20 protein-coding genes are annotated in these 24,886 nt (G+C 70.8%); 12 read left to right on the top strand and 8 right to left on the bottom strand.

Annotated features, from left to right (window positions below):
• Positions 1 to 60 precede the first annotated feature (60 nt).
• On the top strand, positions 61 to 1,029 hold the full coding sequence (locus KBC94_RS03995) for a uracil-DNA glycosylase family protein (protein WP_294366519.1): 969 nt from the start codon (positions 61 to 63) through the stop codon (positions 1,027 to 1,029).
• Positions 1,030 to 1,126: 97 nt separating this feature from the next.
• Complete coding sequence (gene pyrF, locus KBC94_RS03990) at positions 1,127 to 1,954, top strand: orotidine-5'-phosphate decarboxylase (RefSeq protein ID WP_294366517.1); 828 nt, start codon at positions 1,127 to 1,129, stop codon at positions 1,952 to 1,954.
• Between the two features lie 106 nt (positions 1,955 to 2,060).
• On the opposite strand, the gene KBC94_RS03985 is transcribed toward pyrF, so the two are convergent.
• Positions 2,061 to 3,593, bottom strand: coding sequence for an EAL domain-containing protein (locus KBC94_RS03985; RefSeq protein WP_234197317.1), 1,533 nt, complete (start codon positions 3,591 to 3,593; stop codon positions 2,061 to 2,063).
• 135 nt (positions 3,594 to 3,728) lie between these two features.
• Positions 3,729 to 4,580, bottom strand: a complete 852-nt coding sequence (locus KBC94_RS03980; protein ID WP_294366512.1) for an IclR family transcriptional regulator — start codon at positions 4,578 to 4,580, stop codon at positions 3,729 to 3,731.
• Positions 4,581 to 4,715: 135 nt separating this feature from the next.
• Between KBC94_RS03980 and hmgA the strand changes: the two genes are divergently transcribed.
• From hmgA to paoC, 6 genes are all read left to right on the top strand, one after another.
• Positions 4,716 to 6,041 (top strand): homogentisate 1,2-dioxygenase, encoded by a 1,326-nt coding sequence (hmgA, locus tag KBC94_RS03975; protein WP_294366511.1) that lies wholly within the window; start codon positions 4,716 to 4,718, stop codon positions 6,039 to 6,041.
• A gap of 119 nt (positions 6,042 to 6,160) precedes the next feature.
• Complete coding sequence (locus KBC94_RS03970; protein WP_294366778.1) at positions 6,161 to 7,099, top strand: tripartite tricarboxylate transporter substrate binding protein; 939 nt, start codon at positions 6,161 to 6,163, stop codon at positions 7,097 to 7,099.
• A gap of 20 nt (positions 7,100 to 7,119) precedes the next feature.
• Positions 7,120 to 8,391 carry a fumarylacetoacetase gene (gene fahA / locus KBC94_RS03965; protein WP_294366509.1) on the top strand — a complete coding sequence of 424 codons (1,272 nt, stop codon included), beginning with the start codon at positions 7,120 to 7,122 and terminating at the stop codon, positions 8,389 to 8,391.
• A 276-nt stretch (positions 8,392 to 8,667) separates the two neighbouring features.
• Entirely contained in the window at positions 8,668 to 9,261 is a 594-nt protein-coding gene (locus KBC94_RS03960; protein WP_294366508.1) for a 2Fe-2S iron-sulfur cluster-binding protein, read from the top strand.
• Entirely contained in the window at positions 9,258 to 10,217 is a 960-nt protein-coding gene (locus KBC94_RS03955) for a xanthine dehydrogenase family protein subunit M (protein WP_294366506.1), read from the top strand. Before KBC94_RS03960 ends, KBC94_RS03955 begins: the two co-directional genes overlap by 4 nt.
• Positions 10,214 to 12,427, top strand: a complete 2,214-nt coding sequence (gene paoC / locus KBC94_RS03950; protein WP_294366503.1) for an aldehyde oxidoreductase molybdenum-binding subunit PaoC — start codon at positions 10,214 to 10,216, stop codon at positions 12,425 to 12,427. Before KBC94_RS03955 ends, paoC begins: the two co-directional genes overlap by 4 nt.
• A gap of 63 nt (positions 12,428 to 12,490) precedes the next feature.
• Here the strand turns inward: paoC and KBC94_RS03945 are convergent, their stop codons facing one another.
• The 6 genes from KBC94_RS03945 to KBC94_RS03920 form a co-directional block, all read right to left on the bottom strand.
• Positions 12,491 to 13,690 carry a Fic family protein gene (locus KBC94_RS03945; protein WP_294366501.1) on the bottom strand — a complete coding sequence of 400 codons (1,200 nt, stop codon included), beginning with the start codon at positions 13,688 to 13,690 and terminating at the stop codon, positions 12,491 to 12,493.
• Between the two features lie 126 nt (positions 13,691 to 13,816).
• Positions 13,817 to 15,178: a sigma-54 dependent transcriptional regulator gene (locus tag KBC94_RS03940; protein ID WP_294366499.1), complete on the bottom strand. Its 1,362-nt coding sequence runs from the start codon at positions 15,176 to 15,178 to the stop codon at positions 13,817 to 13,819.
• Complete coding sequence (locus KBC94_RS03935; RefSeq protein WP_294366496.1) at positions 15,175 to 17,142, bottom strand: ATP-binding protein; 1,968 nt, start codon at positions 17,140 to 17,142, stop codon at positions 15,175 to 15,177. Before KBC94_RS03935 ends, KBC94_RS03940 begins: the two co-directional genes overlap by 4 nt.
• 48 nt (positions 17,143 to 17,190) lie before the next feature.
• The gene (locus KBC94_RS03930; protein ID WP_294366495.1) at positions 17,191 to 18,537 is read right to left on the bottom strand and encodes a dicarboxylate/amino acid:cation symporter; all 1,347 of its coding nucleotides are present in this window, start codon (positions 18,535 to 18,537) and stop codon (positions 17,191 to 17,193) included.
• 301 nt (positions 18,538 to 18,838) lie between these two features.
• Entirely contained in the window at positions 18,839 to 19,315 is a 477-nt protein-coding gene (locus tag KBC94_RS03925; protein WP_294366492.1) for an acyl-CoA thioesterase, read from the bottom strand.
• 42 nt (positions 19,316 to 19,357) lie between these two features.
• The gene (locus tag KBC94_RS03920; protein WP_294366490.1) at positions 19,358 to 20,266 is read right to left on the bottom strand and encodes a LysR family transcriptional regulator; all 909 of its coding nucleotides are present in this window, start codon (positions 20,264 to 20,266) and stop codon (positions 19,358 to 19,360) included.
• A 123-nt stretch (positions 20,267 to 20,389) separates the two neighbouring features.
• On the opposite strand from KBC94_RS03920, the gene KBC94_RS03915 reads away from it, so the two are divergent.
• The 4 genes from KBC94_RS03915 to KBC94_RS03900 all read left to right on the top strand — a co-directional run bounded on the left by KBC94_RS03915 (position 20,390) and on the right by KBC94_RS03900 (position 24,880).
• Entirely contained in the window at positions 20,390 to 21,616 is a 1,227-nt protein-coding gene (locus tag KBC94_RS03915) for a 3-hydroxybenzoate 6-monooxygenase (RefSeq protein WP_294366488.1), read from the top strand.
• A gap of 118 nt (positions 21,617 to 21,734) precedes the next feature.
• On the top strand, positions 21,735 to 22,436 hold the full coding sequence (locus tag KBC94_RS03910) for a fumarylacetoacetate hydrolase family protein (protein WP_294366486.1): 702 nt from the start codon (positions 21,735 to 21,737) through the stop codon (positions 22,434 to 22,436).
• Positions 22,437 to 22,608: 172 nt separating this feature from the next.
• Positions 22,609 to 23,751 carry a cupin domain-containing protein gene (locus KBC94_RS03905; protein WP_294366485.1) on the top strand — a complete coding sequence of 381 codons (1,143 nt, stop codon included), beginning with the start codon at positions 22,609 to 22,611 and terminating at the stop codon, positions 23,749 to 23,751.
• A 181-nt stretch (positions 23,752 to 23,932) separates the two neighbouring features.
• Entirely contained in the window at positions 23,933 to 24,880 is a 948-nt protein-coding gene (locus KBC94_RS03900) for a tripartite tricarboxylate transporter substrate binding protein (protein WP_294366776.1), read from the top strand.
• The last annotated feature ends 6 nt before the right edge of the window (positions 24,881 to 24,886 follow it).

The following is a 24,886-nucleotide window of genomic DNA, read 5'->3' as shown; positions in this document are numbered from 1 at the left end:
CGCCCCCATTCAACAGGGCGCGCCGCACGCACGCGCGTTCGCACGCCCAGGAAACCCGAGATGAGCCTGATGCTCGATGCACGCCAGCGCGCCATGCTGGAGGAGATGGGCGTCAAGGTCTGGTGGCCGGCGCAGACGGCGGAGGTGGCGGCACCCATCGCTGCAGCTGAGAGGACCCAGGCCGCAGAGCCCGCGGCGCTCGTCGGCGAGCACACCGCCGAGCCCGCGGCCGCCCGCGCAGCCCGCCCGCCGATGGATCGTCCGGGCACCGACACGCCCCACGCGCCGCCTTCGGACGACGGCCCCCCCGCATGGATCGACGACGTACCGCCGGAGGACATGCCGCCTTCCGCCGCAGCGCCGCCAGCCCTGCGCCAGGCGGCACCGGCTTCCTCCGCGCCCGGTCGCCGCCCCACGGCCGAGTCGCCCGCCTCCGCCACGGCGTCCCCGGCCCCACGAACCGGCGCACCCTCCGCACGGGCCGGGAGTGCCCCCGCCGTGCGCATCGAGCCGGCCCAACGCCTGTACCTGCCGGCCGGCGCCAGCGGCGACGCGCCCACCCCAGGCGGCTGGCTGGTATTGGTCGACATGCCGCCCGGCCCCGATGGCCGTCATGGCGCCGCCTTCGTCGGCGACGCCGGCCGCCTGCTCGATCAGATGCTGCGCGCCCTGCGCCTGCACGCCGGCCCCGCGCCGGTGCACCTGCAGCGCGTGCACCGCCCCGCGCCCGGCGTGCCGCAAGGCGAGGACGACGAGCCCTTCGAGGCTGGCTTCGACCATGCCTGCCGCGAACTCGCGCCGCGCATGGTGCTGGCGCTGGGTCCGCTGGCGGCGCAGCAGCTGCTCGGCGCGCAGCCGCTGGGCCGGCTGCGTGCCCAGGTCGGCCGCTGCGCCGACGGCCGCACTGCCGTGGTCGCCAGCTACGCGCCCGCCTACCTGCTGCGCACCCCGGCCGACAAGGCACGCGCCTGGGCCGACCTGTGCCTGGCGGCGGCCGAGTTCGAGCGCCTGGCCGCGGCAGCCGGTTGAGCGCCCGACACGCGGGGCCGCCACCCGCAGGCCGTTCCCGGGCAGGCGGCCGGTGCCGGCACGGCCGCCCCGAGGGCGCCTCCTAGAATCGCGCCCCATGTCTTTCCTCGATCAGCTGCAGGCCGCGCAGCGCCAGAACCGCTCCATGCTGTGCGTGGGGCTGGACCCGGAGCCCACCCGCTTTCCCGACGGCATGAAGGGCGACCCGCGCCGCATCTACGACTTCTGCGCCGCCATCGTCGAGGCCACGGCCGATCTGGTGATCGCCTTCAAGCCGCAGATCGCCTACTTCGCCGCCCACCGCGCCGAGGACCAGCTGGAGCGGCTGATGGCCCACATGCGGGCCGTGGCGCCGCAGGTGCCGGTCATCCTTGACGCCAAGCGCGGCGACATCGGCTCCACCGCCGAGCAGTACGCGGCCGAGGCCTTCGAGCGCTACGGCGCCGACGCGGTGACGCTGTCGCCCTTCATGGGCTTCGATTCCGTCTCGCCTTACCTGCGCTACCCGCACAAGGGCGCCTTCCTGCTGTGCCGCACCAGCAACCCGGGCGGCGACGATCTGCAGAGCCAGCGCCTGGCCGATGTGCCGGGCCAGCCGCTGCTGTACGAGCATGTGGCCTCGCTGGCGCAGGGGCCGTGGAACCTCAACGGCCAGCTCGGCCTGGTGGTGGGCGCGACCTATCCGCAGGAGATCCGCCGCGTGCGCGAGCTGGCGCCGACGGTGCCGCTGCTGATCCCCGGCGTGGGCGCCCAGGGCGGCGATGCGGTGGCCACCGTGCGCGCCGGCTGGCGCGAGGACGCGCCGATCATCGTGAACTCGTCCCGCGCCATCTGCTACGCCAGCAGCGGCGTCGACTTCGCCGCCGCCGCCCGCCGCGAGGCCGAGCGCACGCGGGACGTGCTGGAGGCGGCGAAGCAGGGTTGAGGTTGGGGGGTGGCCCCCTCTCCCCAACCCCTCTCCCGCGAGGGGAGAGGGGCCTTGAAGTCATCGCCGCCGTTCCGCGGAGCGGGGGTGGCAGCGGCAGGAGGTGTCAGCTGAACAGCAGCGACGCCTCCACCGGCTTGCTGAACAGCCAGCCCTGCGCCAGCGCGTCGGGCGCCAGGGTGTGGAAGTAGGCGGCCTGCTGCTCTTCCTCGATGCCTTCGACCACCATGGTCAGGCCCAGCACCTCGGCCATCACCACGATCTGCGGGGCGATGGTGTCCTGGTCGCTCTGGTCGTGGAGTGCCTGCATGAAGGTGCGGTTGATCTTGATCGCATCCACCCGCAGCCGCGACAGGTACGACAGGCTCGAATAGTCGGTGCCGAAGTCGTCGATGTAGACCTTGTGCCCCGCCTCGCGCACGCGGGCGATGGCGCGGCTGAGTTCGCGGCTGTTGGCGGTGGTGCGCTCCGTCAGCTCCAGCCCGATGCTGCAGGCCTGCAGCCGCGCCGCCTGCAGCCGCGCCGACAGGAAGGGCAGGAAGCCGCTGTCCATCAGGTCGTCGGCTGAGACGTTGACCGTGACCTGGAAGTCCGGCCGCCGGCGCAGGCCGTCGCCCAGGTCCTCCAGCACGCGGCTGATCACGAAGCGGGTGACCTGCCCGATCATGCCGTTGCGCTCGGCCTCGCTGATGAAGGCGTCGGGGCTCACCGGCTTGCCGGTGGCATCGGTCCAGCGCAGCAGGGCTTCGGCGCCCACGCGTCGGCGGTCGGACAGGCGCACGATGGGCTGGTAGACCACGCGCAGCTCGCCACTGCGCATGGCCAGCAGCAGCTGGCGGCTGAGCGAGCGCGAGCGTCCCAGGAAGGCGCTGAACGCAAAGCCGCCGCTCAGTCCCAGCAGGAGGCCGAAGGCCCCCATCTCGATCATCACCGGCGAGCCCCACACGCCCTGCGGCACCCGCAGCGTGGCCACGATGCAGCCGGTGTAGGCCTGCAGGCAGCGCACCTGGTAGCGCTGGCCGTTGAAGGTGAGCGTGGGTTCGGTGCCGGAGACGCGCTCCAGCCCCTGCAGCGCGGGCGTGTTGGTGAACAGCAGCCGCCCCACGTCGCCGTCCTTGGCCACCAGGGCGAAGTCCAGCCGCGGGTCGGCCAGGTCGATGAAGGTGCGCGCATGGATGGAGACCATCGCATTGCCTTCGCGGATGACCATCGAGCGGCTGCCGGGCGCACCCAGCTCGGGCACGTTGAAGGAGATGCGCCGGCCGCCGTCGCCGGCCAGGTCCACCCGCGGGGGCTGCGCCGGCGGATCCACTCGGCCGATGATCGAGCTGCAGACCACCTGCCCGTTCTCCAGCCGGGCAGCGGCCTTGAGAAAGCGGCTGTTGAGCACCAGGGCCCGCAGGCGCGCGACTTCCTGGGGGCCGCACTCGGCCGGCTCGGCATGGATGGCATCGATGGTCTCGACCGCCTCGCCGGTGATCCGACGCGCCAGGTTGACGTAGCTGTCGGCCAGTTCGCCAGCCTGCTCGGCCCGGTCGCGCTGCACGGACCAGGCACCGAAGGCCAGGCACAGCACCACGGCCAGCACCGCCCCTCCGGACATGCAGAGAACATGGCGCGTCAGGGGCTTTCTGAACATGGGCGCGGGCAAGGGGGGACGGCCGCAGGACCGTCGTCTGGAGAAAAGCGCGAGTATCGCCGCGGCCAGCACCTCTCTGCGCGGCGGGCACCCGCCTTATGGGGGGCGACGTTGCAGCGATGCCGCAGCTGGACGTCAGCCGGGCCGGCGGGCGCCCAGGCGGGCCGAGATGTCGGCCGCCGCCTCGCGCAGCACCGCCGCCAGGCGGCCGTCCCAGCGCGTGTCGAAGACGGCGGAGGCGCCGATGGCCGTGAGTGCGATGACGATGCGCCCGCCCGCGTCGAAGACCGGCGCGGCCATGGCGCTGATGCCGGGCAGCACCTCGCCCTCGGAGCGCGACAGGCCGCGCGCGCGCACCTCGCGCAGTTGGCCCTCGAAGGCGTTCCAGTCGGGCAGCGGCGCGGGCGCGGGCATGCCGGCCTCGCCCGGCTGTGCGCGGGCCCGCTCGGCCTCCAGCGCGGCGCGCACGACCGCTTCGTCCAGGTAGGCGCCGAAGAGCCGGCCCGAGGCCGTGCCGGCGAGCGAGAACACGGTGCCATGGCGCATCGCCACATGCACCGCCGCCGGCGACTCGGCCGTGCGCACGATGGTGGCGCCGCGCTCGCCCCACACCGCCAGCGCCAGCGTGTGGCCGGTGCGCCGGGCCAGCGCCTCGATCACCGGCGTGGCCAGTTGCACGGGGTTGGTCTGCGCCATGGCGATCAGCCCCAGCTGCAGCGCCAGCGGGCCGAGCTGGTAATGGCCCGTGGCGCCGTCCTGCTCGATCAGGCCCAGCCGGCCGAAGCTCACCACGTAGGGATGCGCCTTGGCCGGCGTCATGCCGGCCTCCTGTGCCAACGCCTTCAGCGGCATGGGCCGGCCGGTGTGCACCAGGGCCTGCAGCAGGGTGCCGCCCACCTCGATGCTCTGGATGCCACGCTGTGCGCCGCGTTCGCCGTCTTCCGCCATCACCCGCCTGGATTCGTTGATTTGTAAATCGTTAGACATTACCAGATGCGCGGCCTACACTCGCCGCCAGTTCGGCATAGTCGAACTCGTTTCATTAAAACTAATTGGAGCCAACCCCGGACCGGCGCGCACGCTGTGCTGCGGCGCCGGCCCGTCCAACCTGCGAGGATTCCCATGACCGCCTCCGACCCCTCTTCCTCCCTGCGCTACCAGAGCGGCTTCGGCAACGAATACGCCACCGAGGCCGTGCCCGGTGCACTGCCCCAGGGCCGCAACAGCCCGCAGCGCGCGCCGCTGCAGCTCTACCCCGAGCTGATGTCCGGCACCGCCTTCACCGCCCCCCGCCACCAGAACCGCCGCAGCTGGATGTACCGCCGGCAGCCCAGCGTGGTGGCCGGCCGCTACCAGGCCTGGGCCCAGCCGCTGTGGACCACCGGCGGCGACCGCGCCGCCGCCCTGGCGCCCGAGCCGCTGCGCTGGCACCCGATCCCCTTCGAGGCCGGCGTGGAGGCCGACTTCGTGGAAGGCATGCGCACCCTGGCCGCCAATGGCGATGCCGATGCGCAGACCGGCGTGGCCGCCCACGTGTACCTGGCCACGAAGTCGATGGACCGCCGCGCCTTCGTCAATGCCGACGGCGAGCTGCTGGTGGTGCCGCAGCAGGGGCGCCTGCGCATCACCACCGAGCTCGGCGTGCTCGACGTGAAGCCGGGGGAGATCGCCCTGCTGCCGCGCGGCCTGGCCTTCAAGGTGGCGCTGCCCGACACCGAGGCCGGCGCCGGCCCGTCGCGCGGCTACGTGTGCGAGAACTACGGCGCGCAGTTCCGCCTGCCGGAGCTGGGGCCCATCGGCTCCAACGGCCTGGCCAATCCGCGCGACTTCCAGGCGCCCGTGGCCGCGTACGAAGACGTCGCCGGCCCTTATGAACTGATCAAGAAATTCGGCGGCCGCTTCTGGCGCGCGCCGGCCAGCAACACGCCCTTCAACGTGGTGGCCTGGCACGGCAACCTGGCGCCGGTGAAGTACGACACGGTCAACTTCATGACCATCGGCTCGATCAGCTTCGACCATCCCGATCCGTCCATCTTCACGGTGCTCACCTCGCCCAGCGACACGCCGGGCACGGCCAACTGCGACTTCGTGATCTTCCCGCCGCGCTGGCTGGTGATGGAAGACACCTTCCGCCCGCCCTGGTACCACCGCAACCTGATGAGCGAGTTCATGGGCCTGGTGTACGGCGAGTACGACGCCAAGCCGGGCGGCTTCAAGCCCGGTGGCGCCAGCCTGCACAACGCCATGGTGCCGCACGGCCCGGACGAAGAGGCCTTCGAGAAGGCCTCCAGCGCCAACCTGCAGCCGCAGAAGCTGGACAACACGCTGGCCTTCATGTTCGAGAGCCGCTACCGTTTCGTGCCCACCGCCTTCGCGATGGAGACCGCCCCGCTGGACCATGATTACGCCGATTGCTGGGCGGGCCTGAAGGACCAATTCCAAAAATGAACGAGTTCCCCCCCGTTTCTTGCTCACTTCGTGTAGCCGAATCCCCCCTCAAGGGGGCGCCGCCAGCGGCCCGGCGAAGCCGGTTCCGCGGCGTCTCCCGCATTGGAGCCGCATGCGTACTGGGCATCGGCGTGGTGCTTGGCGGTCAGGCTCAGGCGGCCGACTTCCCATCCAAGCCGATCCGCTTCATCGTGCCCTACACCGCCGGCGGCACCACCGACCTGGTGGCGCGCACCGTCGGCCAGCGCGTGGCCGAGAAGCTGGGCCAGCCGGTGGTCATCGACAACCGCGGCGGCGCGGGCGGCAACATCGGCATGGACGTGGTGGCCAAGGCCCCAGCCGACGGCTACACCATCGGCTTCGGCGCCATCTCGACCAACGCGCTGAATCCGCACATCTACAAGTCGGTGCCCTTCGATCCGCGCAAGGACTTCACCGCCATCGGCCTGCTGGGCACCTCGACCATCGTGCTCGAAGTGCCGGCCAGCTCGCCCATCAAGTCGGTGCCCGAGCTGATCGCCGCCGCGAAGAAGACGCCCGGCCTGCCCTACGCCACGGCCGGCGCCGGCACGTCGATGAACCTGGCCGGCGTGCTGTTCGCGCAGATGACGGGCACGCAGCTCACGCACGTGGCCTACAAGGGCAGCGGCCCGGCCATCACCGACCTGCTGGGCGGCACGGTGGGCGTGATGTTCGACAACCTGCCTGCTTCGCTGCCGCACATCCAGGCCGGCAAGCTGCGCGCGCTGGCGGTGGCCGGGCCCACGCGCTCGCCCGCGCTGCCCGACGTGCCGACCATCGCCGAGACCGGCCTGAAGGGCTATGCACTGGAGCCCTGGTTCGGCGTCTATGGCCCGGCCCACCTGCCGCCGGCCATCGTCAAGACGCTCAACCAGGCCTTCGCCGAAGCCCTGGCCGAACCCGCGGTGCGCGACAAGCTGCTGCAGGCCGGCTTCACGCCGCGCGCCAGCACGGCCGAGGAACTGGCCGCGCTCACGCAGTCCGAATACCAACGCCTCGGCGAGGTGGCCCGCAAGGCGGGCATGACCGCCGACTGAACCCACTGCACTGCTCTTCCATGACCCTTCTCGACAAGACCCACAACCCCCACCTGCGCAGCTGGGTGGAATCCGCCAACGTGGCGGGCTGCGACTTCCCGATCCAGAACCTGCCCTTCGGCCGCTTCCGCCGTACCGGCGGCAGCGACGCGGCGCTGCGCATCGGCGTCGCCATCGGCGACCAGGTGCTGGACCTGCGCGCCGCCGGCCTGGTGGACCATGACGACATGAACGCGCTGATGGCCGCCGCGCCCGCCGAGCGCGTGGCGCTGCGCCAGCGCCTGTCCGACGGCCTGGCCCAGGGCAGCACGCAGCAGGCCGCCTGGGCCGCGGCGCTCGTGCCGCAGTCGGCCTGCGAGCTCGCGGTGCCCTGCAAGGTGGGCGACTACACCGACTTCTACACCGGCATCCACCATGCCACCACCATCGGCAGCCTGTTCCGGCCTGACCAGCCGCTGATGCCCAACTACAAGTGGGTGCCCATCGGCTACCACGGCCGGGCCAGCTCCATCGTGCCCAGCGGCACGACCTTCAAGCGGCCGAGCGGCCAGACCAAGGCACCGGATGCCAGCGAACCGAGCTTCGGCCCCTGCAAGCGCCTGGACTACGAACTGGAACTGGGCTTCTACGTCGGCCCGGGCAACGCGCTCGGCCAGCCCGTCGGCATCGACGACGCCGAGGCACACCTCTTCGGCGTCGGCCTGTTCAACGACTGGTCGGCGCGGGACCTGCAGGCCTGGGAATACCAGCCGCTGGGCCCGTTCCTGGCCAAGAACTTCGCCTCCACCGTGTCGCCCTGGATCGTGACCATGGAGGCGCTGGCGCCCTTCCGTGCGCCCTTCACCCGGCCCGAAGGCGACCCGCAGCCGCTGCCCTACCTGGATGGCGCGGCCAACCGCGCGCACGGCCAGCTGGACATCGTGCTGGAGGTGCTGATCCAAACGCCGAAGATGCGCGCCGACGGCCAGCCGCCCGCGCGCCTGACCCTGGGCCGCGCCAAAGAGGCCGCGTACTGGACCGCCGCGCAACTGGTGGCACACCACACCGTCAATGGCTGCAACCTGCAGCCCGGCGACCTGCTGGGTTCGGGCACGCTCTCCGGCCCCACGCCCGACGCGGCCGGCTCGCTGATGGAGCTGACGCTCGGCGGCAAGAAGCCGATCCAGCTCCCCAACGGCGAGCAGCGCACCTTCCTGCAGGACGGCGACACGCTGGTGCTGCGCGGCTGGTGCGAGCGCGACGGCGCGGTACGCATCGGCCTGGGCGAGGCGAGCGGCACGGTCATGGCCTGACGCACCGGCATTGGCCGGCCGGCGGCGCGCGCCGCTGGCCTTGCGCGTCTCCAGCCCCGCGGCTTCGGCCCCGGGGCTTTTTCTCGTTCGCATGCGTGAGGATGCCGTGTCCGGCGCGTCCCACAGGCAGGCAGGCGCTGCGCTGTCGCCCGGCTGGTCCTTGCACCGAGCATGTGGCCCCTGGGACGGCCTTCACAGTGGGGACTGCCGCTGCATGCCCTGCCACGCCCTTTTCATCCAGGCGGCCCATTCCCCACGAACCCCACGGAGCAGCCCATGGCCCCCAGCCCGAAATCCCCGCCGCTGCGCGACCGCGCGCCGGAATCGCCCGCCGGCGGCAGCACCGCCACCGGCGCCCTGCACGGCACGGTGCACCTGACGGTCAACGGCGAGGCGCGCAGCCTCACCGTCGACAACCGCACTACCCTGCTCGACGCCCTGCGCGAGCACCTGCAGCTGTGCGGCACCAAGAAAGGCTGCGACCATGGCCAGTGCGGCGCGTGCACCGCACTCGTGGATGGTCGCCGCATCAACACCTGCCTGAGCCTGGCCGTGATGCACGAAGGCAGCGAGGTCACCACCATCGAGGGCCTGGGCACGCCCGAGGCCATGCATCCCATGCAGGAGGCCTTTGTCCGCCACGACGGCTTCCAGTGCGGCTACTGCACGCCGGGGCAGATCTGCTCGGCCGTCGGCGCCCTGCGCGAACTGCGCGACGGCGTGCCCAGCCATGTGAGCAGCGACCTGCAGGCCCAACCCCTGCTGTCGCCTGACGAGATGCGCGAGCGCATGAGCGGCAACATCTGCCGCTGCGGCGCCTACAGCAACATCCAGCAGGCCATCGCCGAAGCCGCGGAGGCCACCCGATGAAAGCCTTCAGCTACGAACGCGCGGCCACGCCCGAAGCGGCGGTCGCGGCCCTCGCCCGCACGCCGGACGCCCGCTTCATCGCCGGCGGCACCAACCTGCTGGACCTGATGAAGCTGCAGGTGGAGACGCCGACGCACCTCATCGACATCAACGGCCTGGGGCTGGATCGCATCGAGCCCATCGAGGGCGGCGGCCTGCGCATCGGCGCGCTGGTGCGCAACACCGACCTGGCCGCCAATGCCCGCGTGCGGCGCGACTATGGCGTGCTTTCGCGCGCGCTGCTCGCCGGTGCCTCGGGCCAGCTGCGCAACAAGGCCACGACCGCCGGCAACCTGCTGCAGCGCACGCGCTGCCCCTACTTCTACGACACCGCCCTGCCCTGCAACAAGCGCGAACCGGGCAGCGGCTGCGGCGCGCTGCAGGGCTACAGCCGACAGCTGGCGGTGGTGGGCGGCAGCGCGCAGTGCATCGCCACCCATCCCGGCGACATGTCGGTCGCCCTGCGCGTGCTCGATGCCCAGGTCGAGACAGTGCAGGCCGGCGGCCAGCGCCGCACCATTCCCATTGCCGACTTCCATCGGCTGCCGGGCAACACGCCCGAGCGCGACACGGTGCTCGCGCCGGCGGAGCTCATCACCGCCGTCACGCTGCCCGCGCCCGTCGGTGGCACGCATGTCTATCGCAAGGTGCGCGACCGCGCCTCCTACGCCTTTGCGCTGGTGTCGGTGGCGGCCATCGTGCAGCCCGACGGCAAGGGCCGCGTCGCCTTCGGCGGTGTGGCTCCCAAGCCGTGGCGCATGGAAGCCGCCGAGGCCGAACTGCCGAACGGTCCACACGCCGTTACCGAGCGTCTGTTCGCCGACGCCCATCCGCGCCCCGACAACGCCTTCAAGCTGCCGCTCGCGCAGCGCACCCTGGCGGCCGCGCTGGCCGACGCGAAGGAGATGCAGCCGTGAAATTCGATCCTTCCACCACCGCCGTGCCCGGCGAGGATTTGCGGCACGTCGGCCAGGCCACGCACCGCGTCGACGGCCCGCGCAAGAGCACCGGCACCGCGCCCTATGCGGGCGAATGGCATCCCGAATTCGACGCCCATGTGCGCGAGGCCGCGTACGGCTGGGTGCTCGGTGCCGGCATCGGCAAAGGGCGCATCGCCAGCATGGACGTGGAAGCCGCTCGCGCCGCGCCGGGCGTGCTGGCCGTCGTCACGGCCAAGGACGCGGGCCCGCTCGACAAATCCAAGCGCAACACGGCCCGACTGCTCGGCGGCCCTGCCATCGACCATTACCACCAGGCCATCGCCGTGGTGGTCGCCGAGACGCTGGAGCAGGCCCGCGCCGCCACCGCGTTGATCCGGGTGCGCTACGAGACCGTGTCCGGCCGCTTCGACCTGGCCGCCGAACGCGAGCACGCCAAGATCGCGGGCGACGATGCCAAGACCGAGGTCGGCGATTTCGACGCCGCCTTCGTTGCCGCGCCGGTACAGCTCGACGCCACCTACACCACGCCCGACGAATCGCACGCCATGATGGAGCCGCATGCCACGCTGGCGTCCTGGGAGGGCGATCGCCTCACCGTGTGGACCTCGACCCAGATGGTCGACTGGTGCCGCACCGACCTCGCGGCCACGCTGAAGATGCCCAAGGAGAAGGTGCGCGTGCGCTCGCCCTTCATTGGGGGCGGCTTCGGCGGCAAGCTGTTCCTGCGTGCGGATGCGCTGCTGGCCGCCCTGGCTTCGCGGGCGGTGGGCCGCCCTGTGCGTGTCGGACTGCATCGTCCGCTGATCGCCAACAACACCACGCACCGCCCCGCCACCATCCAGCGCATCCGCCTGGGCGCGGAGAAGGACGGACGGCTCACCGCCATCGCACACGAGAGCTGGTCCGGCGACCAGCCCGAGGGCCAGCCGGAGACGGCCGTCAACCAGACCCGGCTGCTCTACGCCGGCGCCCACCGCCGAACCGCCATGTACCTGGCCGAGATGGACCTGCCGGAAGGTAACTCCATGCGCGCCCCGGGTGAGGCGCCCGGCATGGCGGCGCTGGAAGTCGCCATGGATGAGCTGGCCGAGCGCCTCGGCATCGACCCGGTCGAACTGCGCCTGCGCAACGACACCGACGTGGACCCGGAGCATCCCGAGCGCCGCTTCACCCAGCGCCGCTTGGCGAACTGCCTGCGCGAAGGCGCCGAGCGCTTCGGCTGGGACCAGCGCCCGACCAAGCCGGGCCTGAAGCGTGAGGGCCGCTGGGCCATCGGCGTGGGCATGGCGGCGGCCTTCCGCAACCACATGCTGATGAAGTCGGCCGCGCGCGTGCGGCTGTTGCTCGATGGCAGCGTCGTGGTCGAGACCGACATGACCGACATCGGCACCGGCAGCTACACCATCCTGGCGCAGACGGCGGCCGACCTGCTGGGCGTGCCGCTGGAGCGCGTCGAGGTGAAGCTGGGCGATTCGGACTGGCCGGTGTCGGCCGGCTCGGGCGGCCAGTTCGGCGCGGCCAATGCCACGGGCGGCGTCTATGCCGCATGTGTGAAGCTGCGCGACGCCATCGCCCGCAAGCTGGGGTTGGAGGCCGAGGGCGCCGAGTTCATCGACGGCGAGGTCCGAAGCGGTGGCCGCAGACTGGCTCTGGCCGATGCGGTGAAGGACGGCGAGCCCCTGACGGCCGAGGACGGCATTGAGTACGACGAGTCGCTGTCCAAGCAATGGCAGCACTCGACCTTCGGCGCCCACTTCGTGGAAGTGGCGGTGCATGTGGACACGGCCGAGATCCGCGTGCGCCGCATGCTGGCCGTCTGCGCGGCGGGCCGCATCCTGAACCCGGTGACCGCCCGCAGCCAGGTGATCGGCGCCATGACCATGGGCGTGGGTGCCGCGCTGATGGAGGAACTGGCGGTGGACACGAAGCTGGGCCTCTTCATCAACCACGATCTGGCGGGCTACGAGGTGCCGGTGCATGCCGACATTCCCGAGCAGGAGGTGGTGTTCCTGGACGAGCCCGACACCATGGCCTCGCCGCTGGCCGCCAAGGGCATCGCCGAGCTGGGACTGTGCGGTGCGGCGGCGGCCGTGGCCAATGCCGTCTACAACGCCACGGGCGTGCGGGTGCGGGACTATCCGGTCACGCTGGACAAGCTGATTGCGCAGTGGCCGGCGGCGGCGTAAGGTGCCGGCAAGGAGCATGCAGCGCCAGCGCCGTGCTGTCTGCTCCTGCCATTCGCCACACTCTTATTCAGTGACGGCCGCCGCAGCCTCCGGGTAGAGGCTGGGAAAGAGGATGTTCAGCGCGTGCAGCGGGAAGGCAAGCCGCAGCGCGCCACGATGGCCGTCGCTCTGCAACAGCCCATCCTTGAGGAAGCGCGAAATCACCTTGCGGGCTGTGCGCTCTTCCAATCCCGTCATGCGGCTGAACTCGCCGCGCGACAGGGTTCCAGCGGCGGCGAGCATCTGGAGCGGCAATACCGCTTCTTCGCGGTATTCCGTCGAATCACCACCCGCTCGTCGCACCAGCACCCAGGCTTGCAGACGTTCGCGCAGGCGACCCAGGTCCAGCATGTGCGCCATGAAGCCGATCTGGTCGGCGCAGACATCCAAGAAGTAATTGCACCAGTCCCAGAGCGCCTTCTCGCTGAGATTGCCGCGGCCATCCAGGTCACCCTGGCGCATGGCGTCAGCACCGTCGAGCATCAGGTAGTAGCGGTCCCGGTCCCGCGCCAGCCCCCGATTGACCGACCAGAGTCCGCCGCTCAGAAGAAACAGGGCGCAGTGCGTCTGCAGGCGCACCGCGCGGCCGTTGCCATCCTCGAAGGGGTGGGTCCACATCATCCGGTGATGGGCTGCGGCCACGGTGTAGAGCAGCGCATCGACGCCCTTCAGGCGGCCATACACCTCGTCCATTCGCTCGAGAAATCGCGGAACGGAAGACCAGGTCGGCGGCTGGTGGCGGCCAACGGCCACGTCGTGCCGGCGAAGTTCGCCGGGCAGGATCTCCCGGCCATCGTCGGTGCGCCGGTCCTCCGCCGGAAGGCGCTCGTAGAGCTGACGATGGGCCTGCTGCACGAAACTGCTGGACAGCGCCTGTGCCTCGGTGTGCACCAGCGGCTCGAGCGCCCGCTCGGCCTCGATGTGCGCCAGCGCCAGCCGCTGCCGCCGCGCCACATCGGGTGTCGCTGAAAAGTCCTGCCGAAGCGCCCGTTCGATGTGGGCGGGATGTGTGCTCTGCCCCTCGATCCGGTTGGAGTAGTACGAGTTCATGGATCGCACGATCTCGCGCAGACCAACCCGCACCGGCTCGCTGGCCGCAGCCTTGAGGGCGGCCGACTTTTCGAATACCTCTCGTGTCCGCTCCCGAAGCAGGTCCAGCCTTTGGGCGGGAACCAGGGGCTCGAACTGATGCGGCTGGTCGAAGACAGCGATGCGAGTAGACACCACGAATTTCCGGTTCAGTTTCCGCTCATTCTATGAATATGTCATTGAATGACAGCAACTTATGAATCAGATAGCCACATCGTGATTCCGGTTCTTTTTCCGGCTCTTTCTCCGGTGGCCCCATCGCTACTCCTCCCGCCGATACCCCGCCGCATCGATCCCCAGCCGCTTGAGCTTGTCGTACAGCGTGGCCTTGGCGATGCCCAGTTCCCTGGCGGCCTGGGGTACGTCGCCCTGCAGGCGGCGCACGGCCTCGATGAGCAGGGTGCGTTCGATCTGCTCCATGTGCTCCGGCAGCGAAACACCGCGCTGGCCGCCGCCCAGGGCGTCGGAAAAGCTGTCGCCCAGCAGGCCGAGCACATAGCGGTCGGCCACGTTGCGCAGCTCGCGCACGTTGCCGGGCCACGCGTGGCCGAGCAGCGCCGACAGCGCCTGGGTGTCGGGCACCGGCGCCGGCTGGCCGTAGCGCTTGGCCGCCTGCAGCGTGAAGTGCTCGAAGAGCAGCGGGATGTCCTCGCGCCGCTCGCGCAGCGGGGGCAGCTCGATGAAGGCCACACCCAGGCGGTAGTACAGGTCGGCGCGAAAGCGCCCCTGCTCGCTGGCCTCGCGCAGGTCCACCTTGCTGGCGGCGATCACACGGCAGTCCACGCTCACCTGCTGGTTGGAGCCCACGCGCTCGATGGTGCGCTCCTGCAGCGCGCGCAACAGCTTGACCTGCACCGCCATCGGCATGCTCTCGATCTCGTCGAGGAACAGCGTGCCGCCGTGCGCATGCTCGAACTTGCCGATGCGGCGCTTGACGGCGCCGGTGAAGGCGCCGGCCTCGTGGCCGAAGAGTTCGCTGTCGACCAGATTTTCGGGAAGGCCGCCGCAGTTGACCGGCACGAAGTGGCCGCCGCGCCGGCTGCTGCGCTCATGCAGGCAGCGGGCGACCAGGTCCTTGCCGGTGCCGGTCTCGCCATAGATGACCACGTCGGCCGGCGTGGCCGCGAGCGTGCGCACGGCCTGGCGCACCCGCTCCATGGCGGCCGAGCGGCCGATCAGCGTGGCCTTGATGCCGCTCCAGTCGTCCAGCGCGCGGCGCAGCGATTCGACCTCCAGCGCCAGCCGGCGCTGCTCGGCGGCGCGGCGCACCACGGCCACAAGCCGGTCAGAGGCATAGGGCTTCTCGATGAAGTCGTAGGCACCGTCGCGCATGGCCTGCACGGCCATGGCGATGTCGCCATGGCCAGTGACCAGGATCACGGGCAGCTGCGGGTCGGTCTTGTGCAGCTCGGCCTGCCAGCCCAGGCCGCTCTGGCCGGGCAGCTGCACGTCGCACACCACCACGGCGGGCACGCCCTCGGTGATGGCGGCACGCGCGGGCTCGACGGCGCCGAAGGCCTGAACCTCGAAGCCGGCCAGGTCCAGCGCCTGGGCGGCGCCCAGACGCACGTCTTCGTCGTCCTCGACCAGCAGCACGCGGATGGGATGGGTGGGGGCGTTCATGGTTCTTCGCGGAGGGCGGGGACGGGGGCGGGAGCGGTTGCGTCGGCGCCCACGTCGGCGGGCAGCTCGATGACGAAGGCGGCGCCAGCCCCGTCGGCCATCTCGTCGGGCCGCGCCACGCGCAGGCTGCCGCCGAATGCCTGGATGATATGGGCCGACATCATCAACCCCAGGCCCAGGCCGCGGCCGGCGGGCTTGGTGGTGAAGAAAGGCTCGAACAGCCGCGCCTGCACCTCGGGCGGGATGGGCGGGCCGCTGTTGGCGACGACGATGCGGCAGAGGGGCGCAACGCTGTGCCGGTCGGACTCGTGCTGCGGCTCGGCGCTGGCCACGGACGGGCGCGGCCCTTCAGCCGGGGCCTCCATGCGCAGGGGATCGCCGCACTGCGCCGTCACCGCGATCCATCGCGTACCCGCCGGCACCTCGGCCAGCGCATCGGCAGCGTTGCCGACGAGGTTGGCCAGCACCTGCACCAGGCGCGTCTCCTCGGCCATCACCGCCAGGGTGGCGGGCAGGCTGTCGGTGCGCAGGTCCACGCCCAGCTCGCGCAGGCGGGGCGCATGCAGCAGCGCAGCTTCGCGCAGCGCCCGCTCCAGCAGCACCGGGACGGGCGGCTCGGTGCGCTTGTGCGCAAAGACCTTGAGCTGCGCCGTGAGCCGGCCCAGCCGGTGCACCAGCTGCGCGATGCGTGAGAGATTGGCGCGTGCATCCTCGCTGCGGCCCCGCTCCAGCAGCAGCACCGCGTTGTCCGACAGCGTGTGCAGCGCCGCCAGCGGCTGGTTGAGCTCGTGCACCATGCCGGCCGACATCTGGCCGAGCACGGCCAGCTGGCCGGCATGCACCAGCTCGGCCTGGGCGGCGCGAAGCTCGGCGGTGCGCTCCTGCACGCGGCGTTCCAGCGAATCGTTGGCCGCCTGCAGCGCGGCGCGGCTGGCCAATTGCTGGCGCACCAGCCGGCGGCGCTGGCGCAGCACGAGCAGGCCCAGCAGCAGCGCGGCGGCCGCCAGCGCGGCACCGGCGGCCGCGGCGGCGGCCACGGCCCGCACGGGACCCTCGTCGCTCAGCAGCACCAGGCGCCAGCGGCCGGCATCCAGGCGGTGCACGGTGGCGGCGTAGCTGCGGCCGTCCAGGCGCACCTCGCGCACCGGGCCGGGCTCCAGCGGGCCGTCGCCGGCCATGCGCCACGCCAGAGGCGTGAGCGGGGCGTCGCCGTAGCGGCGCGAGGCGGCTGCCTCGGCCCGCTCGGCCTCGGGCAGCGGCACGATGGGGCGGTACTTCCAGTCCTCGCGCGAGGCCAGGATGGCGACCTGGTGCTCGTCGAGCAGCAGCATCTCGCCGGGCAGCTGACGCCAGGCCAGCGCCGCGGGGCGCAGGTCGATCTTGACGGTGGCCACGCCGCGCACGGGGCCACCGCGCGGCAGCGCATAGGCCAGGTAGTAGCCCGGCACCCGGCTGGTGACGCCGATGCCGTAGAAGCGCCCACGCCCGCCGGCCAGGGCCTCGCGCAGGTAGGGCCGGTACGACAGGTTCTGGCCGGCGGGCGTGCCGAGTTGGCCATCGTCGCTAGCGGCCGCGGCCACGCCGCCGGGCTCCAGCACGTACAGCGTCTCGGCCCCGGCGATGGCGTTGAGCGCATGCAGGTAGTGGCTGGCCTGCGCACGCAGCGCCGGGTCGAAGGGGCTGGCCAGCAGCTGCTGCACCTGGGGCGAAGTTTCCAGCAGGGCGGGCAGGTAGTCGAAGCGGGTCAGCTCGGCCTCGATGCGACCGACCTCCATGTCCAGCCGGTGATCGGCCGCCTCGCCCAGGCGGTCCAGCCCGATGCGCAGCGCCAGTGCGTACGCGCCCCAGGCCGCCAGCGCCACGAGGGCGAACACGGCCAGCGCCGGACCGAGGCGGGTGCGCCCGGCGCCGGTCGACAGGAATGAAAAAGGGGCGCGCTGCGCCCCCGGGGAGTTGGATGCCACGGCGCGAGTATGGCCGTGGCGGGCGGCGGCCGGCGCCGCCGTGGCTTCTCAGGCTGCCTTCGTGGGGAAGCGCGCTGTCGTGGCGTCCAGCACCTGCTCCGGCGCGTCGGCTTCGAGCGTGCTCTCGTTGTTCAGCACCTCGTGCATGCGGCTCTCGTCCAGGTCGCCGGTCCACTTGCCGACCACCACCGAGGCGACGGTGTTGCCCACCAGGTTGGTCAGGGCCCGGGCCTCGCTCATGAAGCGGTCGATGCCCAGGATCAGCGCCAGGCCGGCCACCGGCACATGGCCCACCGCCGACAGCGTGGCGGCCAGCACGATGAAGCCGCTGCCCGTGACGCCGGCGGCGCCCTTGGAGGTGAGCAGCAGCACCAGCAGCAACGTGATCTGGTGCGTGATGTCCAGCTGGGTGTTGGTGGCCTGCGCGATGAACACGGCGGCCATGGTCAGGTAGATCGAGGTGCCGTCCAGGTTGAAGGAGTAGCCCGTGGGCACGACCAGGCCGACGGTGGACTTGCGCACGCCCAGGTTCTCCAGCTTGGCCATGATGCGCGGCAGCGCGGCTTCGGAGCTGCTGGTGCCCAGCACGATCAGCAGTTCTTCCTTGATGTACTTGACCAGCTTCCAGATGCTGAAGCCGTGCAGGCGCGCCACGATGCCCAGCACCAGGAACACGAAGACGAAGCAGGTGGCGTAGAAGGTGCCCATCAGGAAGGCCAGCTGCTTGAGCGAGCCCACGCCGTACTTGCCGATGGTGAAGGCCATGGCACCGAAGGCACCGATGGGCGCCACCTTCATGATGTAGCCGACGATGACGAAGAGCACGTGCGAGGACTTCTCGATCATGTCGAACACCAGCGTGCCGCGGCCACCGAAGCGATGCAGCGCGAAGCCGAAGAGCACGGCCACCAGCAGCACCTGCAGCATCTCGCCCTTGGCGAAGGCGTCCACCACCGTGTTGGGGATGATGGCGAGCAGGAACTCGGTGGTGCTCTGCATCTTGCCCGGGCCGGTGTAGGCGGCGATGGCCTTGGTGTCGAGCGAGGCCGGGTCGACGTTCATGCCCACACCCGGCTTGACCACGTTGACGATGATCAGGCCGATGATCAGCGCCACGGTGCTCATGATCTCGAAGTACAGCAGGGCGTAGCCGCCGGTCTTGCCGACCTTCTTCATGTCCTCCATGCCCGCGATGCCGACCACCACGGTGCAGAAGATGATCGGCGCGATGATCATCTTGATGAGCTTGATGAAGCCGTCGCCCAGCGGCTTCATGTCGGTGCCGAGGGCGGGATAGAAGTGACCCAGGAGCACGCCGATGACGATGGCGACGATGACCTGGAAATAAAGGGACCGGTATAGCGGCTGGCGGCGGGCGGGGGTCGGGTCTTGCATGCGGGCTCCTGGGGTGTCTCCGTTGCGGAAAGGGCGCCATCGATGGCGGCCGCTGATCAGCGCAAGGAGGGTGCCAGCCCGGACGGGCGGCGGAGGCGATGCAAGCTATTGTTTTTAAATGACTTTTATAAGCCTTCCGGCGCGTTGCCGGGGTACCGCCGGACTGCATGCGGCGAGCGCGTCCGGCGCGCCGGACGCGGGGTTTCGGGAAAACCCTAGGACCTGGAAGCCAAGCCCGGCTTCGACGAGCTCAGCCCGAGCGGGCAGGGGTGAGTCGACGCGCCGCGACCCTGGCGGTCGCTCAATCCGCCGCGCCGCTCAGGCTGGGCGGCGGCGCATCGGCCACCTTGCGGGCGGCGTCCAGGTGGGCGCGGGCGCGCTCGGCCAGGGCGATCTCGCCGGGGGTCTTGGGCTGGTAGGCGTCCACGGGCAGCGGCCGGCCGTGCGAGTCGACCGCCACGAAGACGATCAGGCATTCGGTGGTTCGCACCATCTTGCCGCCCTTGAGGTCGCCGCTGCGCACCTCGACCGAGATGTTCATGCTGGTGGTGCCGGTGTAGGCCATGCGGGCCTCCACCTCGACCAGGTCGCCGATCATGATCGGGCGGTGGAAGCGGATGCTGCCGATGAACACGGTGACGCAGTAGTTGTGCGACCAGCCGGTGGCGCAGGCATAGCCCGCCTCGTCGATCCACTTCATGACGGTGCCGCCGTGGACCTTGCCGCCGAAGTTGACGGTGCTGGGTTCGGCCAGGAAGCGCAGGACGATGGAGGACATGGCGGCGAGTCTCGCAAGTGACAGTGGGGTGGGAGCGGCGGATTATCCGGGCGCCGCGCCACCGCCGAACAGCTGCGCCATCGTCCGCCGCAGCCAGGCGTTGCCGTCGTCGGCATGGAAGCGCGCATGCCAGTGCTGCTTGACCGCATAGGCCGGCAGCGCGAAGGGCGGCTCGATGATGCGCACGGGCTCCTGCGTGGCCAGGATCTGCCCCAGCACGCGCGGCACGATCACCACCAGCTCGGTCTGCGCCACGATGCGCGCCACGCCCAGGAAGCTGGACAGCCGCACCGCCACCTTGCGCTCGATGCCGGCGCGGGCGATGGTCTTGTCGACGATGGCATGGCCGGTGCCCGACGAGGCGATGACCGCATGCGACTCCACGGCGAAGGCCTTGCGCGTCAGCTTGCTGCCGATGCGCGGATGGTCCTTGGCCACCAGGCAGACGAAGTTCTGGCGGAACAGCGTCTGGCCGTAGAAGCCGGCCTCCAGCTGCGGCATGAAGCCCACGGCCAGGTCCACCTCGCCGTCCTCCAGCCGGCGCGCGCTGGCGGCCGAGACGATCTCGGTCTCCACCTGCACGCCCGGGGCCTCACGGCCCAGATGGTCCAGCAGGCGCGGCAGCAGCACCACCTCGCTGATGTCCGTGAGGCAGATGCGGAAGCGCCGCCTGGCCGTCGCCGGGTCGAAGGCCTCGCGGCTGGCGCGGGCCTGCTCGATCTGCGCCAGCGCCTCGCGCAGGGCCGGCTGGATCTTCTGCGCATGCGGGGTGGGCTGCATGCCCAGCGCCGTGCGCTCGAACAGGCGGTCGTCGAAATGCGCGCGCAGCTTGTTCAGCGCGGTGCTGGCTGCCGCCTGCGCGATGCCCAGGCGCTCGGCCGCCTTGGAGACGCTGGCGGTCTGCCACACCTCGTCGAACACCTTGAGCCATTCCAGGTCCAGCTTGGACATGCGCGCACCCCACTATCGAAAAAAGCGATGCCGAGTATCAGCCACAGTGCTTGAGGCAATAGTGGGGCCTGCGAACAATCCGCGCCATTGACAGGCATCAATGCAGAACAGCCGGAGACAGGCATGGCATCCCTCGCAGCATCCCCACGCGCATCCACTTCTTCCTCCCCCCTGCCGGTGCTGGTGGCCGGCGGCGGCATCGGCGGCATCGCCGCGGCGCTGGCCCTGGTTCGCCGCGGCTTCGACGTGATGGTGCTGGAGCAGGCCGCGCAGCTGGGCGAGATCGGCGCGGGCATCCAGCTCGGGCCCAATGCCTTCGCGGCCTTCGACGCGCTGGGCATCGGCGAGATCGCCCGGGCCCGCGCCGTCTACACCGACGAGATGGTGATGCACGACGCGCTGGACGAGACGCTGGTGGGCCGCATCCCCACCGGCGAGGCCTTCCGCCAGCGCTTCGGCAACCCCTATGCCGTGATCCACCGCGCCGACGTGCACGGCTCGCTGCTCGAAGGCGCCCATGCCACCGGCCGGGTGGAGATCGCCACCGCCACGCAGGTGCAGCGCATTGCGCAGGACGACGAGGGCGTGACCGTGGTCAGCAGCGATGGCCGCAGCTTCCGTGGCTGCGCGCTGATCGGCGCGGACGGCGTGAAGTCGGCGGTGCGGCGGCAATATGTGGGCGACGACGCGCGCGTGTCGGGCCACGTGGTCTACCGCGCCGTGGTGGACCGCCCCGACTTTCCGCCCGACCTGCAATGGAATGCCGCCAGCATCTGGGTGGGGCCCAACTGCCACCTGGTGCACTACCCGCTGCGCGGCGGCGAGCAGTACAACGTGGTCGTCACCTTCCACAGCCGCGAGCAGGAGGAGTGGAGCGTGCGCGAGGGCAGCCGCGAAGAGGTGCAGAGCTACTTCGAGGGCATCTGCGCCCGCGCCCGCCAGCTGATCGACCTGCCCAAGGACTGGAAGCGCTGGGCCACCGCGGACCGCGAGCCCATCGGGCAGTGGGTCTTCGGTCGGGCGGCGCTGCTGGGCGACGCCGCCCATCCCACGCTGCAGTACCTGGCCCAGGGCGCCTGCATGGCCATGGAAGACGCCGTGACGCTGGGCGAGGCCCTGCGCGTGCACGACAACCAGTGGGACAAGGCCTTCGCCCTCTACCAGCGCTCGCGCGTGGCGCGCACGGCCCGCGTGGTGCTGTCGGCGCGCGAGATGGGGCGCATCTTCCACGCCAAGGGCGTGGAGCGCCTGGTGCGCAACGACCTGTGGAAGGGCCGCACGCCGGAGCGCTTCTATGACGCGATGGAGTGGCTGTACGGGTGGACCGAGAAGAACTGTCTCGCGTCATGAAGCCGTGCACGCCGCACAGTCGCACGAATCGTCCCCTTCGACGCTCAGTCACCCCCAACCGTTCGCGCTGAGCCTGTCGAAGCGCCGACCCCGACCCATCCTGTCATCCCCTCACCCCATGACCGACTACCTCTGGACCCCGCCCCCCGTCGCCTCCCTGCCCGTGCGTGGCGACAGCCGACGCCTGCCGGTGAACCGTCTCTTCTTCGTCGGCCGCAACTACCATGCCCATGCGGTGGAGATGGGCCGCCCCGTCGACAAGTCGGTGGAGCAGCCCTTCTACTTCACCAAGGCGCCCTCGACGCTGGTCGAATCCGGCGCCACCGTGGCCTACCCGCCCGGCACGCAGAACTTCCACTTCGAGATGGAGCTGGTGGTGGTCATCGGCGCCGCGGGCTTCCGCGTGCCGCGCCAAGAAGCCGGCCGCCTGGTCTACGGCTATGCCTGCGGCCTGGACATGACCCGCCGCGACCTGCAGTTGGTGGCCCGCGACAAGGGCCGGCCCTGGGACCTGGGCAAGGACGTGGAGCAGTCCTCCGTCTGCTCCGAGGTCGTGCCCATGGCCGGTACCGTGCTGTCGCAGGGCGAGATCGCGCTGCAGGTCAACGGCGAGACCAAGCAGAAGTCCGACCTCGACAAGCTGATCTGGAACATCCCCGAGCTGATCGAAGACCTGTCGAAGTACTACCACCTGCAGCCCGGCGACCTGATCTACACCGGCACGCCCGAAGGTGTGGGTCCGGTCCAGAGCGGCGACCGCATCACGGGCCACGTGCAGGGCGTGGGCGAGATCGCCCTGGCCATCGGCCCCGCGGCATGATGGCGGCCGGCGCGACTGCAGCATGCGCATGGCCCCCGCTCCTCTCCCCTTTGGGGAGAGGCTGGGTGAGGGGCCGCGGACCTCTCACGCGCTGCAGCTGCACCATCGCCGCGGGCCCTCACCCCCGCCCTCTCCCAGCGGGAGAGGGTGCCCCCACCAGGAGACGCTTCATATGGCTGCCGTGATCGACACCCTTCCCTCCCCCGTGCGGCTGCAGGCCGTGGCCGCTCCCGGCCAGCCTGAGCCCACGCCCGCCCTGAGCCAGCTCTACCGCGGCTTCGAGGAAGAGCTGCTGGTGCCCCTGTGGACGCAGATCGGCAGCCTGATGCCGCCGCATCCGCGCAGCAAGGCGGCGCCGCACCTGTGGCGCTGGGAGCGGCTCAAGCAGCTCGCGGCCGAGGCCGGCCAGCTGGTGCCGGTGGGCCGCGGCGGCGAGCGCCGGGCCATCGCCCTGGCCAACCCGGCGCTGGGCGGCCAGCCCTATGCCACGCCCACGCTGTGGGCCGCCATCCAGTACCTGATGCCCGGCGAGCATGCGCCCGAGCACCGCCACACGCAGAACGCCTTCCGCTTCGTGGTCGAGGGCGAAGGCGTGTGGACCGTGGTCAACGGCGACGCGGTGCGCATGGCGCGCGGCGACTTCCTGCCGCAGGCCGGCTGGAACTGGCATGCCCACCACAACGCCGCCACCGAGCCCATGGCCTGGATCGACGGGCTGGACATTCCCTTTGCGTACTACACCGAGTCGCAGTTCTTCGAGCATGGCCGTGACCAGTTGAGCGAGGCCGAATGCGCCACGCCCGAGCGCTCGCGCTCCGAGCGGCTGTGGGCCCATCCGGGCCTGCGGCCCCTTTCGCAGCAAGCCGACACGCCGGCCACGCCGCTGCTGGCCTACCGATGGGCCGACACCGACCGCGCCCTGGCCGATCAGCTGGCGCTGGAGGACGAGGGCCACCCCGGCGTGCTGAGCCCCGGCCATGCGGCCGTGCGCTTCACCCACCCGGGCACGGGCCGCGACGTGCTGCCCACCATGCGCTGCGAGATGCACCGCGTGCGCGCCGGTGGCCACACCCGCACCTGGCGCGAGGTGGGCGGCTCGGTATACCAGGTGTTCGACGGCACCGGCAGCGTGACCGTGGGCGACAAGACCTGGCGCGTGCAGCGCGGCGACCTGTTCGTCGTGCCCTCCTGGCAGCCCTTCTCGGCCAGCTGCGACGCACAGGCCGCCTCGCTGGACCTGTTCCGCTTCGGCGATGCGCCGATCTTCGAGGCGCTGAACCAGTACCGCATGCAGGTCGACGATCTTGCCGCTTGAGCGCCATGCCCATCAGGCAGGACGTCGGCCCGCGCTGGCCCTGGCTTCGACAGGCTCAGCCCGAACGGTCGCGGGTCCACTGACCGCATGGCGCCCGCGCCTGCCCGAAACCGCTTTCCCATTCCCGCCAACAACACCGGAGACATCCTTGAAATTCCTGCTTCCCGCCCTGGCCGCCAGCATGGCCGCCACCTTCGCGGCCTCGGCCGCCTTCGCCCAGACCACCGACTACCCCACCAAGCCCGTGACCATCGTCACGCCCTTCGCGGCCGGCAGCGGCCCCGACGCGGTGCTGCGCCTGGTCAGCGACAAGCTGGGCAAGCTCTGGAACCAGCGCGTGACCATCGACAACAAGCCCGGCGGCGGTGGTTTCATCGCCATCGACGCGGCCCGGCGCGCGGCGCCCGACGGCTACACGCTGATCCAGTTCGACAGCGAGCACCTGGCCGCGCTGCCGCACCTGTACAAGTCGCGCAACTTCGTGACCCTGCAGCACTTCGACCCCGTGGCCGCGCTCTTTCGCACGCCCTTCTTCGTGGCGGTGAGCAGCGAGTCGAAGTGGAAGTCGATGCGCGACCTGATCGCCGAGGCCAAGGCCAGGCCAGGCCAGATCACCTACGGCTCCTGGGGCGTGGGCAGCCCGGGCCACCTGGGCGGCCAGCAGCTGGACGCGCTCACCGGCACGCAGATGAACCATGCGCCCTATCGCGAGGTGTCGCAGCTCTACGCCAACGTGGGCACGGGCGAGGTGCCCTGGGCCTTCGCGAGCATCCCGTCCAGCCAGGGCATCTACAAGGCCGGCAAGCTCAAGTACCTGGCCGTGGCGGCCAAGAAGCGCGTGCCGCAGATGCCCGACGTGCCGACCATGGCCGAGTCGGGCGGGCCGGCCGAGCTGGAGGTCAACTCCTTCGTGTCACTGCTGGCGCCCAAGGGCGTGCCGGACGCGGTCAAGAAGAAGATCAATGCCGACGTGGCCAAGGTGATCGCCGACCCCGAGATCCGCGCCCGCTTTGACACCTTCGCCTTCGAGCCGCTGGACTGGTCGCCGGAAGAGATCGCGCGCCAGGCCGAGATCAAGTCCAAGGTCTACGGCGAGCTGGTGCGGCGCGGGAACATCAGCCTGGATTGATCGGCC

This window comes from Pseudacidovorax sp. (assembly GCF_017991995.1).
In the GTDB taxonomy this organism is placed as follows: Bacteria; Pseudomonadota; Gammaproteobacteria; order Burkholderiales; family Burkholderiaceae_C; genus Xenophilus.
Note: the sequence above shows the minus strand (reverse complement) of the source record. Positions and strands in the feature narration are given on the sequence as shown.

Excerpts from the sequence above, each read along its gene's own strand:
- KBC94_RS03995 (WP_294366519.1), top strand. The coding sequence starts at position 61 with ATGAGCCTGATGCTCGATGCACGCCAGCGCGCCATGCTGGAGGAGATG.
- pyrF (WP_294366517.1), top strand. The coding sequence starts at position 1,127 with ATGTCTTTCCTCGATCAGCTGCAGGCCGCGCAGCGCCAGAACCGCTCC.
- KBC94_RS03985 (WP_234197317.1), bottom strand. The coding sequence starts at position 3,593 with ATGTTCAGAAAGCCCCTGACGCGCCATGTTCTCTGCATGTCCGGAGGG.
- KBC94_RS03980 (WP_294366512.1), bottom strand. The coding sequence starts at position 4,580 with ATGTCTAACGATTTACAAATCAACGAATCCAGGCGGGTGATGGCGGAA.
- hmgA (WP_294366511.1), top strand. The coding sequence starts at position 4,716 with ATGACCGCCTCCGACCCCTCTTCCTCCCTGCGCTACCAGAGCGGCTTC.
- fahA (WP_294366509.1), top strand. The coding sequence starts at position 7,120 with ATGACCCTTCTCGACAAGACCCACAACCCCCACCTGCGCAGCTGGGTG.
- KBC94_RS03960 (WP_294366508.1), top strand. The coding sequence starts at position 8,668 with ATGGCCCCCAGCCCGAAATCCCCGCCGCTGCGCGACCGCGCGCCGGAA.
- KBC94_RS03955 (WP_294366506.1), top strand. The coding sequence starts at position 9,258 with ATGAAAGCCTTCAGCTACGAACGCGCGGCCACGCCCGAAGCGGCGGTC.
- KBC94_RS03940 (WP_294366499.1), bottom strand. The coding sequence starts at position 15,178 with ATGAACGCCCCCACCCATCCCATCCGCGTGCTGCTGGTCGAGGACGAC.
- KBC94_RS03930 (WP_294366495.1), bottom strand. The coding sequence starts at position 18,537 with ATGCAAGACCCGACCCCCGCCCGCCGCCAGCCGCTATACCGGTCCCTT.
- KBC94_RS03925 (WP_294366492.1), bottom strand. The coding sequence starts at position 19,315 with ATGTCCTCCATCGTCCTGCGCTTCCTGGCCGAACCCAGCACCGTCAAC.
- KBC94_RS03920 (WP_294366490.1), bottom strand. The coding sequence starts at position 20,266 with ATGTCCAAGCTGGACCTGGAATGGCTCAAGGTGTTCGACGAGGTGTGG.
- KBC94_RS03915 (WP_294366488.1), top strand. The coding sequence starts at position 20,390 with ATGGCATCCCTCGCAGCATCCCCACGCGCATCCACTTCTTCCTCCCCC.
- KBC94_RS03910 (WP_294366486.1), top strand. The coding sequence starts at position 21,735 with ATGACCGACTACCTCTGGACCCCGCCCCCCGTCGCCTCCCTGCCCGTG.
- KBC94_RS03905 (WP_294366485.1), top strand. The coding sequence starts at position 22,609 with ATGGCTGCCGTGATCGACACCCTTCCCTCCCCCGTGCGGCTGCAGGCC.
- KBC94_RS03900 (WP_294366776.1), top strand. The coding sequence starts at position 23,933 with ATGGCCGCCACCTTCGCGGCCTCGGCCGCCTTCGCCCAGACCACCGAC.